We start from the raw sequence: 15,624 nt of genomic DNA, 5'->3' as shown, positions 1-15,624 counted from the left end.
TCACCCAGCGCTGCTTCACGAAGGCCGAAGCAGCACTCACCGTCAGCCAGGATGATCCAGCTGACCACGAACGCTGCCTCAAGCCCGCCGAAGCAACACTCACCGTCAGCCGGGGTGGTTTGGCTGACGGCGGGCGCTGGCTCGAGCCCGCCGAAGCAACGCTCACCGTCAGCCGGGGTGGTTTGGCTGACGGCGGGCGCTGGCTCGAGCCCGCCGAAGCAACGCTCACCGTCAGCCGGGGTGGTTTGGCTGACGGCGGGCGCTGTCTTGAGCCCGCTGAAGCAGCGCTCACGGTCAGCGTGGTGCGTGGGCGGGGGTTCGGGCTGGTTTCGGGTGCAGTGACCGGGCTGCCAGGGTGACGCTCAGCGTCAGGAGGACGACCGGCACCAGGTAGGTGGCGCCCACGGCGGCTGCCAGTCCGGATTGGGCGGCGTCGCGGGCGGCCTGGTCCAGGGCGAGCATCTCGGCTACCCCGCCCTCCCCGGGCATGCGGGCGGTGATCAAGGCGCTCAGCGTGACGGCTACGGCAGCGCCGCCGAGGGCTGCGGCCAGTTGCTGCGCCAGCGCGAGCAGGGTGGTGCCGCGTGGGGTTTCGGCGTTGTCCAGGTCGCGCAGCGCCACGGTCATGGTCGGCATGATGGTGGCGCCTGAGCCGGCGCTGACCAGGACCGAGGCTGTCACGATCCAGGGGTAGCCGGCCTCGGCGACGGTTGTCACGGCGAGTCCGGCGGCGCCGGTCAGGGTGAGCAGCGTGCCGGTGAGCACGATTCGGCGCGGCGGCACACGGTCGACGAGCCGGGTCGCGATCTGGGCCGTCACGCCCACGGCGATCGCGGACGGCAGGGTGAGCAGACCGACCAGGCCGGCGCTGTCTCCCCGGACGCCCTGCACGTAGAGCGGGAGCACCGCCATCGAGCCGAAGTAGGCCGCACCGAAGAAGACGAGCACCGCCAAGCCTGCCCGGAACGGCCGGTGGGCGAGGAGCCGCAGGTCGACGAGCGGTTCCGGTATCCGCCGCGCCCGGCGGACGAAGGCCGCGATCAACAGCAACCCGAGCACCAGTAGCCCGGCCGCCGGCCACATGACGGCGCCGGGCCGGTCGAGCAGGGTTCCACCGAGCACGACCAGCACTGCTCCCCCGGCCAGCTGTGTCAGCCCGATCCAGTCGACCCCGCCGGGACCGGCCGAGGCCGTATTCGGGGAGGGCGCGGCAGGAAAAGAGGCGGCCGGAGGTGGTCCCGCAGCGGGAGGCCCTGCAGCTGCGGAGGCAACAGCCGGAGACGGCGCCGTAGCGGGAAACCATGCGGCCGGGGAGGAGACGGCCGGAGACGGCGCTGCAGTGGGAGGCCGTGCGGGCGGGGAGGAGGCGGCGGGAGGTGGTGCGGGGTCGGCGGGGAGGATTCGGGCGCAGACCAGGAGGGCTATGAGGCCCAGCGGGATGTTGATCAGGAAGATCCAGCGCCAGGAGGTGGTGTCGATCAGCCAGCCGGCCAGTAGCGGGCCCAGCACCGGGCCGATCATCAGCGGGAGCACCAGCAGGCTCATCAGGCGGCCGCGCTGGTCGCGGGGTGCGGCTCGGAGGCCGATGGCCTGGCCGACCGGGTTCAGCAGGCCGCCGCCCAGGCCCTGCAGGACCCGGAACACCGCGAGGGCGGCGGCGCTCCAGGCGAGGCCGGCGAGGGCCGAGAAGAGGGTGAAGGCCAGCAGCGCCGCCAGGTAGACGCGGCGGGCGCCGTAGCGGGCCGACAACCACCCGGCCAGCGGGATGACCGCGACTATGCCGAGCAGGTATCCGGTGGTCACCCACTGGACGGCGGGCAGGGTGCTGTCCAGGCCGGCGACGATGGCGGGCAGGGCCACCACGGTGACGGTGGTGTCGACGACGACCATCAGGCCGCCGAGGGCGAGCGTGAGACCGATCCGGCGGACGCTCATCGGCGGGCGAACGGGGTCTCGCGCCGGGCGCCGCGCAACACCCCGGCCCACCAGGTCAGCTCGTGCAGCGCGGCGTCGAAGGCCGCTTCCACGCCGGGCGGCGGCGCGTACCCGGTCGGTCCGAGATCGTTCCACGGGGTCCGCAGGCCGACGACCCGGCGGGTGGTGACCATGTGCAGTTCCGCGAAGACCCCGCGCAGATGCTCGGTGGCGAGCAGCCCGCCCTGGACCCCGTAGGAGAGCACCGTCGCCGGCTTGAACATCCACTCCCGGTAGTGCCAGTCGATGAGCCGCTTCAGGCTGGCCGGATAGCTGTGGTTGTACTCCGGGGTGACGAACACGAAGGCGTCGGCGGCGTCGATCCGGGCGGCGACCGGCGAGCCCGAGCTGCCGCCGGGGCGCAGTTCGGCATCGTCCGGCAGCACGCAGTCGGCGCAGTCGACGAGGTCGACCTCCAGATCACCGGCGGCCCGGAAGGCGGCCCATTCGGCGAAAGCACGGCCCATCCGCTGCTCGCGGACACTCGCGGCGACCACGACGAGACGCAGGGGCGGGCCGTCGTCGGCCGCGGGGACGGTGGGCAGGTCGGTAACGGTCGTCTCAGTCATGCCGCCAGACTCAGCGTTCAACATATGTTGAAGTCAAGGCAGAACCGGAGGGAGCATGGGCCGATGACGGTTACTCAGCAGACTGGCACCTACACGCTCACCGTCGGGGAGGTCGCCGCCGACGCCGGGGTGGCGCCGTCCGCGGTCCGCTTCTACGAGCAGCACGGCATCATCCGGGCCGAGCGCACCGCCGGTGACCAGCGGCGTTTCGACGAGAGCGCGGCCTGCCGGATCCGGGTGGCGAAGGTGGCCCAGCGGGTCGGCCTGACGGTCCGCGAGATCGCCGAGATCTTCGCCGACCTCCCCGAGGACCCGGGCCCGCGGGACTGGGGCGGCGTCGCCGAGCAGCTGATCACCGAGGCCGAGGAGCGGACCGCCGCCCTGAAGGCGTACCTCGGTGAGATGCGCTCCGGCGCCAAACTGTGTGAGCTCTAGACCAGCCGCCCGTCGCGCAGGGTGAGGACCCGGTCGGCCCGGTCGATCAGGGCGGCGTCGTGCGTCGCCACCAGGGCGGTCATCCCGCGGGCGTCGACCACCGCGCGCAGCAGGTCCATGATGGCCCGGCCGGTGTCCGAGTCGAGCTGGCCGGTCGGTTCGTCGGCGATGAGCAGATCCGGGTCGTTGGCCAGGGCGCGGGCCACCGCGACGCGCTGCTGCTGGCCGCCGGAGAGCTCGCCGGGACGCTGCGCGGCCTGCCCGCCCAGGCCGACCAGTTCGAGGAGTACGGCCACGCGCTGGTCACGTTCGGCCGGGTCACGTCGGGCCAGCCGCATGGGGACGCTGACGTTCTCGGCCGCGGACAGGATCGGGACCAGGCCGAACGACTGGAACACGAAGCCGATCACGTCGCGCCGCAGCTCCAGCAGCTTCTTCTCACCCGCCCCGGTGACCTTGTGGCCGGCCACCGCGATGGTCCCGGCGTCCGCCCGGTCCAGCCCGCCGATCAGGTTCAGCAGGGTGGTCTTCCCGGCGCCGGACCGGCCGCGGACCGCGACCAGCTCGCCTTTCGCCACCTCGAACGAGACGTCGGTGAGCGCGTGCACCTCCCGGTCACCGCTGCCGTAGACGCGGCTCACCCCGGCCACCTCGACGACGTTCATGCCTGCTCCTCCTGCACGTCGGACGATTGAGAGGGCCGGACCTCGACGTGGTCCGGTTCCAGGTTGAGGCGTACCCGGTCGCGCAGCGAGAGCGCCTCGACGAACGCGGCCGGCAGTTGCAGACGGCCCGCCCGGTCCAGCACCGCGTACTCCTCGGTGACGTGCTGCTCTGTCCCGTCCGCACCGATGCGCGCGCTTCGGCGTACCTCTGATGCGGTCTTCCCGTCGCGGATGGCGACCGCGCGCCGCACCTGCCCGGCCACGTTCATGTCGTGCGTGACCACCACGACGGTGACCCCGAGTTCGGCGTTGACCGTGCGCAGCGCGCCGAAGACCTCGTCGGCGGTGGCCTCGTCGAGTTCGCCGGTCGGCTCGTCGGCGAAGAGCACCTCGGGGTCGTTGGCCAGCGCCACCGCGACCGCGCAACGCTGCTGCTCGCCGCCGCTCATCTGGTCGGGGCGGCGATCCGCCCGGTCGGCGACGCCGACCATCTCCAGGAGCTCCATCGCGCGGTCCCGCTTGCGGTTGCCGGCCAGGCGCATCGGCAGTTCGACGTTCTCCCGGGCGGACAGGTACGGCAGCAGGTTGCGGGCCGTCTGCTGCCAGACGAACCCGACGATCTGCCGCCGGTACTCGAGCCGTTTCTTCGCCGACATGCCGAGCAGCTCGTAGCCGGCGACCCGGGCCATGCCGGCGGTCGGCTCGTCCAGCCCGGAGAGGATGTTGAGCATGGTGGACTTGCCGGAGCCGGACGCGCCCACCACGGCCAGCAGTTCACCCCGGTCGACGACCAGGTCCAGGCCCTGCAGGGCGACCACCTCGACGCCCTCGGTGCGGAAGATGCGGACCAGGCCGTCGCAGACGATGTGGCCGCTCAGCCGGTCCTGCCCGCCGGCGCGGGCCGCGGCCCGTTCCGCCGCGCGACGTTCCAGGTCAGCGAGCTCCATCATGGCTCCTCTCCGAGCCGCAGCACCGTACCGAGGCGCAGGCGGCGGTTGGCGACGTCCTCGACCACGAGCGCGGCGGCCACGGCCAGCGCCGCGATCAGCAGCACTCCGGCGGCCAGCAGGGGGTCGATGCTGATGCCGGCGGGCAGGCCCGCGGTGAAGGTGCTCAGGCCCAGGGCGGACCCGATCAGCGCGGGCAGGGCGATCCCCACCAGGCCGCCGACCAGCACGGCGACCGAGATGAGGGGTACGAGTTCGAACACGAGCAGCCGTCTCCCCTGCCGGGTGGACAGTCCCAGGGTGCGCAGGCGCGACAGCGTCCGGCCGCGGTCCGGCGCCCCGGCCAGGACGGTCAGCGCGACCGCGAGCAGGGCGAGCCCGGCCGACGCGGCCACCCCGGCGGCGAAGGTGAAGGCGAGCACCCCGTCGACCCCGCGGTTGTCGAGCTCCGCGCGGTACGCCTCCCGGGTGGTCAGGGTGGCGGGCATGGCCAGCTCGAAGGTGTCCTGGGCGGTGCCGGTGGCGTCCTCGGCCTGCCGGCTCTGACCGAGGTCGGCGGCCTTGCGGACTGCCTGCGGGTCGTAGCCCTCGCCGTCGATCAGGATGCGGTTGGGCACGATCGGCTGGAAGTCCGGGATCGGCATGGCCTGCGCGGGGAGGGCCACGAAGTCCCGGATGCCGGTGCCGAGCCCGGGCACAGTGTCCTGGACCGCCGCGACCCGGAACTTGTATTGCCGGGACTGGATGTCGATGATGCCGCCGGCGCCGATGCTCGCGGCGAGCTTCGGCGACACGACCGCCGGCACCGGATCGGCGCCGGGACGCGCGCCGGCGAGCACCGCGGGCATGCCGGGAATCGCCGAGGCGTCGGCCACCAGCGCCGGCGCCTGGGTTAGCAGCGGGCTGGTGTCGCCGCGGATGGTGGCGGCGGACTGGATCAGCACCGGCACCGCGGCGGTGACGCCGTCCACCGCCGCGACCTCACGGTCGGTGCCCGGGGCGAACAGGAAGCCGGTGACCATCGCGTCGGCCGGGATCGCGAGCTCGGCGGCGCGGTCCCGGGCGTGGCTCACGGTGGTCAGCACAGTGCTGCTGAAGATTCCGGTCGCGATCGCCACCACCAGCACGGCGAGCGGTCCGGAGCGCAGCGGGGCGCCACGGCCGGCGCCGCTGAGACCGAGGAAGACCACGGCGCCGCGGGCCCGGGCCGCGAGCCGGCCGAGCCGGCGCAGGGGGAACGGCATCAGCCGCAGCGCCACCAGGGAGGCGGCCAGGGCCAGCAGGACCGGGACCACCACGAGGTACGGGTCGACGCCCGCCCCGGCGTCCAGCCCGCGACGGCGTACGAGATAGGTGCCGCCGAACGCCAGCGCCACGATGAAGATCTCCGCGGTGAGCCGGCGTGGGGTCGGCCGGTCCCCGGCCAGGTCCCGCCGGTGCCCGGTGAAGTCCGGCCGGCGGGCCACGGCCGCGGCGTACCCGGCCGGCGCCGCCACCGCGAGCAGGACGATCGCCGCGACCAGCAACGGTTCTCCAGCGTCCGGCCGTCCCCCGGTGAGGAAACCGGCGAGCCAGCCGGCCAGACCGGCGGGCAGGGCTACGAGCACGGTCTCGGCCAAGGAGCGGGCGCCGATCGAGCGGACCGAGCCGCCGCGGGCGCGGATCAGCGCGTACTCGTTGCGGCGCCGGTCCACGGCGAGCCGGGCGGCCAGCAGGATCAGCCCGGCGGTGGTGGCCAGCAGGCCGGCCTGCACCACCGCGAGCAGCGCCCGGACGCCGCGCAGCCGCTCGTCGAAGTCGGCGAGAGTGCTGTCCACGCTGCTCAGCAGCGAGGTGTTGGCCGGCGGGGCGCGGCGGGCAGCGGCCACCGCGGTGGTGAGCTCGCCGATCCGGTCGGCGGTCAGTTTCCCGGCGTCGATCCGGTACCGCCAGCGTTCCTTCAGCTCGCCGGCGCCGATGCCGGCCGCCTCCGCCCCGGCGGCGTCGGTCAGCAGGGTGGCCCGGAACCGGGTGCCGTCGTCCACGCTCGGGCAGGAGACCCGGGTCAGCTTCATGTCCGCCCAGAACGGGTCGGCGGGGTCGACGACCTCGTAAACGCCGACCACGCGGACCGTCGCGACGCCCCACCGGCCCAGGACGCTCAGTGTGTCGCCGATCTTCAGGTTCAGAGCCTTGGCCTCGTCCCGCCCGGCGACCGCCTCCGCGACCTTTCCGGATTTCGGCATCCGGCCCTCGGTGATCCGGACGGCCTGCTCGGCGCCGGTCTGCCGGCGGACCGCGGCCAGCGGCGGGCAGCTACCGGGATCGGCGTTGCCGACGGCCGCGTTCGCCGGGCCCACCTCGGAGACGAACCAACCGTTCTCGATCAGCCCGGGCAGCGGCGCCGGCAACTCCCGGCGGATCTTGTCGAGCTCGCCCGCCTTCCAGTCGGCCGACGGGCCGAACTCGGGGTCGAAGAACGACAGCGAGAACGTCAGGTCCCGCTGGCTCGACTCCAGCCGGCCGATGTCGGATCGCAGGCCGGCGTCGGTGCGGTCGTTGGCGATCCGGGGCAGGCCGGAGGCCAGGAACGCGGCGAGCACCACCAGGGCGGCGATCAGGCCCAGCTGAGCGGCGTAGGTTCGGACGCGGTGGAGCGTACCCCTGAGGTTGTTCACTGGTCCGCTCCCAGGCGCAGGCGCGCGGCAGGCAGGCGGCGTGCTGCGGAGGCCGCGCTCGCGGCGCTGAGCGCGAGCGCGATGCCCACCAGAAGCACCACGCTGCCCATCGTCGGCAGCCAGCCGACCTCGACCACCGGCTCCGGAACCGGCCGCACCGCGGCCGGGGTGAGCACCAGCAGCGGCGCCATCGCGCCGGCGACCAGCAGACCGACCGCGAGCCCGGCGAACGCGCCGACCCCGGCCAGGAACGCCTGCTCGACCACCAGCGACCGGGCCAGCAGCCGCGGCCCGGCGCCGAGGGTGTGCAGAACGGCCAGCTCACCGGCCCGGCGGCGGGCGGTGGCCCGGGAGTCGGCGGCGATGCCCGCGGCGGCCAGCAGCACCGCCCCGAAGGCGGCAAGGAAGAGCGCGACGCGTGCGCCGGCGCCGAACGGATCGCGCGAGGCGGCGTCGGCCAGCTGCCGGCGATCGAGTACGCGCACCCCGGCCAGATCGCCCGCCCCGGCCGGCGCACCGCTCAGCCACCACTCGCCGGTCCCCTGCACGAGCCCCCAGCCCTCGAAGAGCGCGGCGTCGAGAGCCGCCCGGTCGGCGAGGATCGCCTCGCCCCCGGCGGTGCCCGGCACCCGCTCGACCACCGCGACCAGCCTGATCGGCACGCCGGCGTTGCCGATCTTGAGGAAGGTGGTCTTGCCGGCCTCCGCGTTCAGCTCGGCCAGCGCGCCCGGGGTCATCGCGACCGGAACCGGGGACCGGCTCGGCGACCGCGCGACGGCGAACCGGCCGGCGAACTGCACCGAGCCGTCCGGGAGCGCGGCCTGCCCGGTGCCGGTCGGGCCCACCGCCCACCAGCTGCCGTCCTGCCCGCTGACCCGCCACGTCACCGTGCCGGCGCCGGGGTCCGTTCCTGCGCCGGGATCCACGATGAAGCCCAGGAGACCGGGTCCGGCGGCGGTGAAGTCCAATGGCCGGTTCCGGTCGCTGAGTCCGAGTTCGATCCGCCGGCCGTCGGTGAAGATCGCCGAAGTACGGGCCGGCCCGCTGGTGACGATCCGGCCCGGCTTCAACTCGCCGGTGCGCTGTCCCGGGGCGCGCGCCGCGACCAGCCGCTGGAACAGCTGCTCCGGCGGTCCGCCGGTGGCGTCGTCGCGGGCCCGCACCACCTTCGCGGCGGCCTCGGCGTCCAGCGCCAGGAACTCGGCCGGCTCCTTGCCGGCGGTCAGCGGCATGCTCTCCCGCCAGGCCGGGACGATCGTGCCGGCGCCGGGCAGCGCGGCGAGCTGCTCCAGCCGGCCCGCCGGCGCGACGCCACCGGTCTCGACCAGGCGCATGTTCGCGCCGACCTGCTGCTCGGCCTGATCGTTCAGCGAGGCCCGGGCGGTGCCGGCCAGTCCCCAGGAGACCGTGGCGGCGGCGACGGCGAGCGCGAGCATCACCATCGGGCCGGCGTGCGAGCGGCGGCCGGCCTGCCAGGTGCCGAGCAGCCGGGCCCGGGTCACGCCCCGGTCCAGCCGGGCCGCCGCGAGCCGGGCGATCGGCGGGAGCAGGCGGATCGCGACGACCGCGCCGGTCAGCACGCCGAGGGTGGGCGCGGCGGCGAGCAGCGGGTCGATGCCCAGCCCGGCGCCGACCGGCGACGAGTACTGGCGCAGCTGCAGCCAGCCGAGCACGGCGAGCGCGATCACCACCAGGTCCAGGCCGGCGCGGCGCAGAATCGGCAGGCGGGCGCGGGTCGCGGTCTCGGCCACATAGGTGCGGCCGCGGCTCAGCGCGGGAAGGGTGAGCGCGAGGATCCCGCCGGCCACGGCGAGGGCCGCGATCAGCCACACCGAACCGTCCAGGCGGGCGTCGACCTGCAGGCCGCCGGGGAGCGGGACGGTCCGGACCAGGAACACCGCGAGCGGTGGGGCGAGCAGGGCAGCCGGCAGCATCAGGACGAAGGCTTCGGTGGCGGCCAGCCGGGCGAGCTGGCTGCGGGCGGCGCCGCGGGCCCGCAACAGCGCGGTCTCCGAGCGGCGCGCCTCGCCGAGCAGCAGGGCCACCAGGGTCAGCGCGTACAGGCCGAGGACGGCGAGCAGCAGCATCGGCGTGACCAGGGCGGAGCGGCGCACCAGGTCGGCGCGGTCCAGGCGGGCGGACAGGCCCGGCAGGCCGGAGGTGATGGTGGCCGACGAACCCAGGCCGGTGCGTTCCGGCACGGCCGCAGCGGTCGAGGTGGCAGCCTCAGCGGTACGCGCAACCTGCGCCAACGACACGTCAGCGAGATCCGGCCGCGCCAACCAGCCGGCCGAGGCGCCGGTGGCGAACACCCGGTCGAAGACGGCCCGGTCCACCACGATCGGGCCGTGCGTGCTGGTCTGCGGCGCCCGGCCGGCGAACACGTCCGGGGTGAGCAGCCAGTACGGGTCGGTGGCGTCGGCCGGGCGCCACAGCCCGGAGACGGGCACCGGGACGATCCGCTGCGTGCGACGGTCGACCAGGCGCAGGGTGTCGCCGGTGGTGACGCCGAGCAGAGCGGCGACCGGCTCGGCGAGCGCGGCTGATCCGGTGCTCGACGCCCACTCGCCGGACACCAGGGTGGCGTGGGCGGGCAGGTCCTCCAGGGCCACCACCGAGGCGTAGGCCACCCCGTTCGAATCGGTGACCGCGCCGGCGCCGGGCCGGTCGATCGACCAGCCGGAGCCGTAGACCGCGCCCTGGACGGTGACCGGCGTACCGGCCAGGCCGTCCGCATAAGCCTCACGCACCGCCCGGTCGTGATCGGCGCCGCCGGTGCCGCGAACCAGGACAGACCGTTCCTCCGGCGCCGCCGCGGCGACGGCAGCACCGACTCCCGCCTCGCCGGCCGCGCCCGCGTACGCGGTGAGGCCGGCCAGCAGGAGCACGGCGATGAACATGACCGCGGCTCCGGCGGCCAGCAGACCCTTGGTGGCAGCGGCGCGCCGGACCAGCAGAAGCATTTTCCGGATCTTGCCATATGGACAGCGGGCCGGTGGTCCCCCACCGGCCCGCTGATGATCACGGTTTGCTGCGCGGGCTGTGCGGGGCCAGCGAGTCGATGAACTCGTTCGGCTCGTTGGCCTTGTCGGAACGGGCGGCCGCGCCCTCCGCCTTCAGCGTGCTCGCCACCGAGCCGGTGTCCACGCCCGGGATGGCGGCCACCTTGTCGTAGGCCTTCTCCGCGAGCGCGTACGCCGCCCGGTACTCATGCGCGGCGAACGCCTTCGCCGCCAGGGCGAGCAGACCGTCCGCGGCCAGCAGCGCGGTGCGGCCCTTGCCCTTCGGCACGGTCGCGGCGAGCCGGTTCGCCGCCTCCCAGTACGCCGCGGTCAGGAACCGGTCGCTGTTGTCCCGGTCGAACTGGCTGAAGTCCCAGTTCAGGTCGATGTAGCTCATGATCGAGTTGCTCTCGTCGCCGGCGTTGGCGAAGTAGAAGTCGCCGACCGCCTCATAGGCGACACCGGTGGTGCTGTCGTAGCCGTCGTGCGGGTGGCTCAGCCCGAGGTGGTGGCCGACCTCGTGGATCTGGGTGGTGGTCAGGCCGTAGCCGGCTTCGACGATCTCCGGGGAGATGAAGTTGAAGACGTACGTCTGGTCGCCGGTGGTGTAGTCGTCGTCGGCGAAGCCGAGCAGGCCGCTGCTGAGGTTCGGCCCCACCGCGTAGTTGAAGATCGGCAGCTCGTAGTCGACCTTGCCGGTGTCGTCCAGCACCCGCTCCAGGTTCTCCCGGTTGTACAGGTACAGGTTCGCGAACGCCGGGTAGCCGGAGTCCGGATAGCACGACTCCTCGGCGAGGAAGCCCAGGTAGCACGTCTCGGCCTGCCCGGTCAGCGGCAGGTCTTGCTTGTCATGGCTGAATCTGTTGCGCCAGCGCAGCTCGGAGAGCTCGTCGACCAGCAGAGACGGGGTGATGTACTGCTCCGAGGCGTCCACCCCGGCCCAGCCCTCGTACGTGTTGTTGTCGAGGTTGATGGTCTTGGGCGGCTCGGGGGTGGGCAGTTCCACCGGGTAGTACGGCGAGCTGGTGAAGAGCAGGTTCAGCGCCACGTACCGGGTGATCTTGCCGAGGTCCCCGGCCAGCGCGTCCGGGGAGCGGTAGCCGTCCGCCGTGTACTCCCAGGTCGGCGGCATCCGGTAGTCGGGCACCCCGTCGCCGTCCACGTCCGGGTTGTCCACGTCGTAGTTGCCGGTCCACGCCTCCGGGCCGGCCGACAGGTCGTGGAACCAGACCCGCCGCGTGCTGCCCAGACCGGTCTCCTCGTCGTCGGCGGTGGTGCCGCCCCACGCGATGACCTTGCGGCTCTCCCGCTGGACGCCGAAGTCGTAACCGGTGTCCGGGTCGGGCTCGCCGGTCTTGGTGTAGACGTGGTGCTTGAAGTCGGACCGTCCGTACCAGTTGATGAAGAAGACGGTGTTGCGCCGGGTGTCGACGCCGGCGGGCGCGTGGTAGGCGAGCCACTTCTCCACGCTCGGCGCGTCGATGGTGTGGTTGCCGGCGACGTCGAGGACGTTGTTCTGCTGGTCGTTGTAGGCCTGCTGGTACTGGGTCAGCGCGGCCGGCTTGGCGAGCTTCGACAACTGGCCGAAGAAGGCGTTCTCGTACGATTTGTTGGCGTAAGTGAGCCGGTAGTCGTACTTGTAAGTGATCCCGATCTTCTCGGTGATGTCGTAGTAGAGCCGGGAGCGCACCACCGGCTGATACGACCCGGCAAGCTCGGCGAGGAACTTGCTCTTGGCGACCTGTGCCGGCTCATAGCCGACGAAGACGACGTTGACCGGCACCTTCTCCACCAGGCGGGGCTGGCCGCCGGGGTCCAGATAGCCGAATCCGGGTGCGGCCGTGGCGCCGGCGGGTCCCGCCGAAGCAGCCACCAGCGCCGCGACGAGCGTCGCGATGAACGGGCTCTTCCATCTCATGTGGACACGCTGCCATCAACCGCTACCGATGGCTACCCCCATCGATACGGAGAGGTCCACTATGCTCGCCGCGTGGGTGCCGCTGCGTTGGAGATCCGTGGACTTTGCAAAACATTCGGGACATTCCAGGCGGTGGATGGCGTTGATCTGACCGTTCGGGCGGGCACCTTCCACGGCATCGTCGGGCCCAACGGGGCCGGCAAGTCGACGACCATCGGCATGACCGTCGGCCTGATCACCCCCGACGCCGGCGAGATCCGCATCCTCGGGCACGACGCGCTCGCCGACCGCGGCCGCGCCCGCGCCCTCACCGGCGTCCTCCCCGACGGCCTCGACCTGCCGGAACGGCTCACCGGCGCCGAGCTGCTGCGCTACAGCGCCGGCCTGCGCGGCCTGCACCGGACGGCGGCGGCCGGCCGGGTCGCCGAGCTGATCGAGGTCCTCGGCCTGGCCAAGGCGGCCGGCACCCCGCTCGCCGACTGCTCCACCGGCACCCGCAAGAAGGTCGGCCTCGCCCAGGCTCTCCTCCATGCACCCCGGCTGCTGGTCCTCGACGAGCCGTTCGAGGCGGTCGACCCGGTCTCGGCGGCCACCATCCGCCGGGTCCTGCGCCGCTTCGTCGACGGCGGCGGCACGACCGTCCTCTCCACCCACTCGATGCTGCTGGTCGAGCAGATGTGCGACGACGTCACCGTGATCCACCAGGGCCGGGTGGTAGCCGCCGGCGCCGTCACCGAGGTCGCCGCCGGCTCGGACCTTGAGGACCGCTTCGTCCAGCTGGTCGGCGCCGACACCCCTGGCACCGACGGCCTGGATTGGCTGACCACGCCCGGAGCTCCCCAATGACCGCCCGCCGCCACCCCATCACCGCCACCGCCGCTCCCGCTTCGTCTGCTGGTTTCGCTCCTCCTGCTTCGTCCGCTTTCCCTGCTGCTCTCGCTTCTCCTGCTTCGTCCGCTTTCCCTGCTGCTCTCGCTCCTCCCGCTTCGTCCGCTTTTCCTGCTGCTCTCGCTTCTCCCGCTTCTTTTGCGGCCACCGCGCTGATTGGTTCCATCTCCTTGGGAGGGTCGCGGTGAGCGCCGGAATCCTGGGCCCCGGACCGCTGGTCACGCTGGGTGCGAAGGTCGCGGTTCCGGCCCGGATGCGCGCCGCCATGCTCCGCCGCTCGCTGCGCGAACACCCCGGGCCCGTGGTGGCCGGCCTCTGCGGTCTGCTCGCGGCCGCCTGGCTGATCCGGTACGCCGTACGCGGCGACCAGCACACCCTGTCCATCCTGGCCGGCACCTGGGTGCTCGGCTGGATCGTGCTGCCGCTGCTGCTGGGCGGCGGTCGCGGCCGGGTCCGCCCGGCCCACCTGCGCCTGGAGCCGATCGGCGGGTTCACCGCCGCGGCCGGCCTGCTGGCAGCCTCCGCCGTCGGCATCGGCCCGGCCGTCTCCCTGCTCGCCCTGGCCGCCCTCCCCGTCCACGCCGCCCGCTACGGCCCGCGCGCCGTCCTGATCACCGCGTTCGGCGCCCTGCTGCTGTGGCTGATCGGCCTGATCGGCTCCGCAGTCGCCCTGGAAGCGGTAGGCCACGCAGGCGGCCCCACCGGAGCCGTGCTGACCGGCGTCTTCACCGGAACCGTGATGGGCGTGCTCGGCTCCATCTGGGCAGTCGCCCCCTGGCTGACGTTCCTGCTCGTAGTCGGCCCACCCGGCGAGATAGTGCGAATCATGCCGTACGTCCCGAGCAGCTGGCCGATCTCCGCAGTCCTCGGCCCACCCGACCGCCGCGTCTGGATGCTCACCGGCCTCGTCGCTCTCGTGGCGCTGAGCGCTGCGGCGTACATCGCCCTGGTCCGTCGGTCCCTGACCGGCACGGTGACGTTCCGCCCCCACCGCTCCAAACCGGTCCCACTCCCCCACCGCACCACCCCACCGACGCTGAGCCCGACCGCAACCACCAGCCCTACGTCGCCTCGCGTCGCCCCCACCTCCCTGGCCAAACCCAGCTCACCGTCACCAGCCACCGAACCCGCCTCGCCACAACCGGCCGCCACTTCCATCGCCAGACCCGCCTCGCCGCTGTCGGCCGCCACTTCACCCGACTTTCCTGCGCCGGCCGCCATACCAGCCGCCTCGCCCCGGCCGGGTAGCGCCTCGCCCACCGGACCCGCGTCGCCTTCGCCGCTGGCCACCTCAGTAGCCGACCCCGCCGCGCCTTCACCGAGTGCCACATCACCGGCGGTGGCCCCGAGACCGGGCGGACCCGTCGGCCCCGCCCCAGCCTCCGGCGCTGTCCCGGCCGCCGGCACCGCCGGCCGGATCCGGCTTCTTGATCGGGTGCCCGCCCCGGTGCGGGCCGTCACCGGCAGAGAGCTGCACACCTGGTTGCGGCACCCCCTCCGGCTGCAGTACCTGGCGTTCGCGGTGGTCTACGGTTCGCTGCTGGCCGGCCTGCCGCTGCTGGCCGACGTGGACCTCCTCGCTCCCTGGGCCGGAGCGCTGACCGCGCTCTGGGCAGCGGCGATGTCAGCCGGGCTGGTCGGTCTCGACGGCACCGCGCTCTGGCTGCCGTTCACCACACCCGACGGCGAACGCGCCGAAGTCCGCGGCCGCGCCGTCGCCTGGCTCGCGCTGATCACCCCGATCGCGCTGCTGCTCACCGCATCCGGGCTGCTCGCCGCGCCCGGCGTCGACCCGCTGCCTGCGCTCACCGTTCTGCCCGCGGTACTCGGGGCCGGCGCAGCGTTCCCGGTCTGGGTGTCGCTACTACGGGTACGCCCGGTGCCCGACCCCCGGCATCCGACCGCCGCCGACAACCCGACCGACATCATCAGCGTCCTGGTCGCCACCGGCGCCGGCCTGATCGCCGCAGCCCCCGGCTTCGCCTTGCTGATCTGGGGCCCGGACGACCTACGCTGGCTCGCTCCGCTGGTAGGCCTGGCGTCCGGTGCGGCCGCCTGGTGGGGCGGCACCTGGCTGGCCGACGACCGCCTGGCCCGGCACCGAGCCGAGGTACTCACCGCCGCCGGTCAACGCACCCGTCCACCGGAAGCGCCGATCCCCCTCACCTGGGACGCCGACTGGTACCGCGAGAACCGCGCAACGGCCTGGGCCCTGATCCTGCTCACGCTCGGCTGGATCCCGGTGATCCCACAAGGCTTGATGGTCCTGGCCTTCGGCATCGACGGCGGCTGGATCATCGCCTCCCACCTGGAGGGCGCCGCCCACACCGGCACAGCTCTGGCCATGGTCACCCTGGGCGGCGCCATGCTGCTGACCGGCCTGGTCCTTTGGGGCCGCCGCCCCACCCCGAACTGATCACCGCGCACGACGGGATCACCGCCCTGCACGATGGGCCCGCCTGGCCACGGCCCCACGCCACGGCCACCCAGCCTTCGTCCTAGACCACGGCCCTGCCTTCGTCCTAGACCACGGCCCTGCCTTCGTCCTAGACCACGGCCCTGCCTTCGT

The 15,624-nt window shown here is 73.3% G+C and carries 10 protein-coding genes; 3 read left to right on the top strand and 7 right to left on the bottom strand.

The window, feature by feature from the left end; translation table 11 throughout:
* Window positions 1-294 precede the first annotated feature (294 nt).
* Window positions 295-1,935, bottom strand: coding sequence for an MFS transporter (locus tag OHA21_RS02980; RefSeq protein ID WP_328469868.1), 1,641 nt, complete (start codon window positions 1,933-1,935; stop codon window positions 295-297).
* Entirely contained in the window at window positions 1,932-2,543 is a 612-nt protein-coding gene (locus OHA21_RS02975; protein WP_328469866.1) for an NADPH-dependent FMN reductase, read from the bottom strand. Before OHA21_RS02975 ends, OHA21_RS02980 begins: the two co-directional genes overlap by 4 nt.
* Window positions 2,544-2,606: 63 nt before the next feature.
* On the opposite strand from OHA21_RS02975, the gene OHA21_RS02970 reads away from it, so the two are divergent.
* Window positions 2,607-2,978, top strand: coding sequence for a MerR family transcriptional regulator (locus OHA21_RS02970; RefSeq protein ID WP_328469864.1), 372 nt, complete (start codon window positions 2,607-2,609; stop codon window positions 2,976-2,978).
* Here the strand turns inward: OHA21_RS02970 and OHA21_RS02965 are convergent.
* From OHA21_RS02965 to OHA21_RS02945, 5 genes are read right to left on the bottom strand one after another with little or no spacing between them, the layout of a single operon-like run.
* A complete protein-coding gene (locus tag OHA21_RS02965) occupies window positions 2,975-3,643 on the bottom strand; it encodes an ABC transporter ATP-binding protein (protein ID WP_328469862.1) in 669 nt (222 codons plus the stop codon). The two genes, OHA21_RS02970 and OHA21_RS02965, sit on opposite strands and share 4 nt — an antisense overlap.
* Complete coding sequence (locus tag OHA21_RS02960) at window positions 3,640-4,593, bottom strand: ABC transporter ATP-binding protein (RefSeq protein WP_328469860.1); 954 nt, start codon at window positions 4,591-4,593, stop codon at window positions 3,640-3,642. Before OHA21_RS02960 ends, OHA21_RS02965 begins: the two co-directional genes overlap by 4 nt.
* A complete protein-coding gene (locus OHA21_RS02955; RefSeq protein ID WP_328469858.1) occupies window positions 4,590-7,247 on the bottom strand; it encodes an ABC transporter permease in 2,658 nt (885 codons plus the stop codon). Before OHA21_RS02955 ends, OHA21_RS02960 begins: the two co-directional genes overlap by 4 nt.
* The gene (locus tag OHA21_RS02950; protein ID WP_328469856.1) at window positions 7,244-10,210 is read right to left on the bottom strand and encodes an FtsX-like permease family protein; all 2,967 of its coding nucleotides are present in this window, start codon (window positions 10,208-10,210) and stop codon (window positions 7,244-7,246) included. The genes OHA21_RS02955 and OHA21_RS02950 overlap by 4 nt, the downstream gene beginning before the upstream one ends.
* Window positions 10,211-10,268: 58 nt before the next feature.
* Entirely contained in the window at window positions 10,269-12,167 is a 1,899-nt protein-coding gene (locus tag OHA21_RS02945; protein ID WP_328469855.1) for a hypothetical protein, read from the bottom strand.
* Between the two features lie 72 nt (window positions 12,168-12,239).
* Between OHA21_RS02945 and OHA21_RS02940 the strand changes: the two genes are divergently transcribed.
* Both OHA21_RS02940 and OHA21_RS02935 read left to right on the top strand, forming a co-directional pair.
* On the top strand, window positions 12,240-13,013 hold the full coding sequence (locus tag OHA21_RS02940; protein ID WP_442875057.1) for an ABC transporter ATP-binding protein: 774 nt from the start codon (window positions 12,240-12,242) through the stop codon (window positions 13,011-13,013).
* 226 nt (window positions 13,014-13,239) lie between these two features.
* Entirely contained in the window at window positions 13,240-15,471 is a 2,232-nt protein-coding gene (locus OHA21_RS02935) for a hypothetical protein (protein WP_328469851.1), read from the top strand.
* Window positions 15,472-15,624 lie beyond the last annotated feature (153 nt).

The organism is Actinoplanes sp. NBC_00393 (genome assembly GCF_036053395.1).
Lineage (GTDB): Bacteria > Actinomycetota > Actinomycetes > Mycobacteriales > Micromonosporaceae > Actinoplanes.
The sequence above is the reverse complement of the archived record's forward strand: the minus strand, read 5'-3'. Positions and strand labels throughout refer to the sequence as shown.

Excerpts from the sequence above, each read along its gene's own strand:
- OHA21_RS02945 (WP_328469855.1), bottom strand. The coding sequence starts at position 12,167 with ATGAGATGGAAGAGCCCGTTCATCGCGACGCTCGTCGCGGCGCTGGTG.
- OHA21_RS02970 (WP_328469864.1), top strand. The coding sequence starts at position 2,607 with ATGACGGTTACTCAGCAGACTGGCACCTACACGCTCACCGTCGGGGAG.
- OHA21_RS02960 (WP_328469860.1), bottom strand. The coding sequence starts at position 4,593 with ATGATGGAGCTCGCTGACCTGGAACGTCGCGCGGCGGAACGGGCCGCG.
- OHA21_RS02965 (WP_328469862.1), bottom strand. The coding sequence starts at position 3,643 with ATGAACGTCGTCGAGGTGGCCGGGGTGAGCCGCGTCTACGGCAGCGGT.
- OHA21_RS02975 (WP_328469866.1), bottom strand. The coding sequence starts at position 2,543 with ATGACTGAGACGACCGTTACCGACCTGCCCACCGTCCCCGCGGCCGAC.
- OHA21_RS02980 (WP_328469868.1), bottom strand. The coding sequence starts at position 1,935 with ATGAGCGTCCGCCGGATCGGTCTCACGCTCGCCCTCGGCGGCCTGATG.
- OHA21_RS02950 (WP_328469856.1), bottom strand. The coding sequence starts at position 10,210 with ATGCTTCTGCTGGTCCGGCGCGCCGCTGCCACCAAGGGTCTGCTGGCC.